Raw genomic sequence first — 1417 nt, 5'->3', positions numbered from 1 at the left:
CCGGCTCTTTGTCAACTGTAGTGGGTAGACGAAAAGCTAACACCTAGAGAGGACGAAATTCGTTCTCTCATTTTTGATGTTTAAAGCAATATATATCTTTGTTTTAAAGTTCGTAAAGTTTCTAAAGCCGAACGCTTGCCTCTTGATGTCTTTGATGAGTTTATTGGTCGCTTCCAGCTTAGCGTTGGAATATGGAAGCTCCATGGCGTTCGTGATGTACGTTTTATACTTTAGAAAAGTTTTAAAAACAGTTTTAAAGGCAGGATTGACAAGATCCAGATTGTCTTCTAGAAGCTCGAAGAAATATTTCGAGTTCATCTCTTGGAAATGGAAGAGAAGGATCTGATAGAGTTCGTAATAGAATTTCAGTTCCTCAGAGAAATTCAATGTCTTCTGGACAACCTCTCTCGGTGTTACTGTTTGCCCAAAAGTGCGAGAAAAGAAGCGATTCAAAGACAGTTTTCGACTATCTTTTTGGAGAATACGCCAGTGATTTTTCATGGATCGATAAGGTAGGGAACGCGTATCGAAAGTCTTCATAATATCAATTCTAGTCGTCATCATAGCACGGCTCAGATGTTGGATAATGTGAAATCTATCAAGGACAATTTTAGCTCTTGGAAATAGTTGTTTGATGATGGGAATATAGCTACCCGACATGTCCACTGTTACGACCTTGACAGTTTCTCTGACCTCCCTAGGATACTTGTAGAAATAGTTCTTGATGGTGGTTTGGCGGTTGTTGTCAAGAATGGTCACAATCGATCTCGTCTCAAAATTCTGAGCAATAAAGGCGAGTTTTCCCTTGTTCCGACTAAATTCATCCCAGCTCAAGACTTTTGGTAATGTCGTAAAATCATGCTCAAATTGAAACTGAGCCAGTTTCCTCTGGACGACCGATACGGAGATATGTAATCTCCTAGCGATGGCTATATTGGTCATGTTTTCTGTATGGAGTTGTGTCACTTTGTCCCAAATAGGTTGGGAAATCTGACAGTTTTTCTTGACTAGAGCTGTCTCAGCTACAGTCACTTTTTGGCAAGATTTGCATTGAAACCGTCGTTTCTTAAGCAAGAGGAGGGTCGGAAAGCCCTGACAATCCAAAATCGGAATCTTTGACGACTTTTGAAAGTCGTACTTGATACACTTTCCTTGGCAATGAGGACAACCAGGGCTGTCGTAATCTAGCTTTGCCCTGATTTCTAGATGGGTCTGATGTTTCAAAATGAAGAGAATTTTGATGTTTTTGTCTTTGATTCCAATTAGTTCTGTGGTATGATAAAGTTGTTCCATATGAGTCTTTCTAATGTGAGTGTGGTTGCTTTTCATTATAGGTCATATGGGACTTTTTGTATATACTCAAAAAGGCTCCATAATCTCTACAGTGGATTTACCCACTACAGAAATTATAGAGCCT

Annotated in this window: 1 protein-coding gene; it reads right to left on the bottom strand. The window is 39.5% G+C overall.

Features of this window, described 5'->3' with window-relative positions; translation table 11 throughout:
* Positions 1-36: 36 nt before the first annotated feature.
* A complete protein-coding gene (locus NOL38_RS10355; protein ID WP_277942083.1) occupies positions 37-1293 on the bottom strand; it encodes an ISL3 family transposase in 1257 nt (418 codons plus the stop codon).
* Between the last annotated feature and the right edge of the window lie 124 nt (positions 1294-1417).

Source organism: Streptococcus suis (assembly GCF_029616525.1).
GTDB classification, from domain to species: domain Bacteria; phylum Bacillota; class Bacilli; order Lactobacillales; family Streptococcaceae; genus Streptococcus; species Streptococcus suis_AF.
The sequence above is the reverse complement of the archived record's forward strand: the minus strand, read 5'-3'. Positions and strand labels throughout refer to the sequence as shown.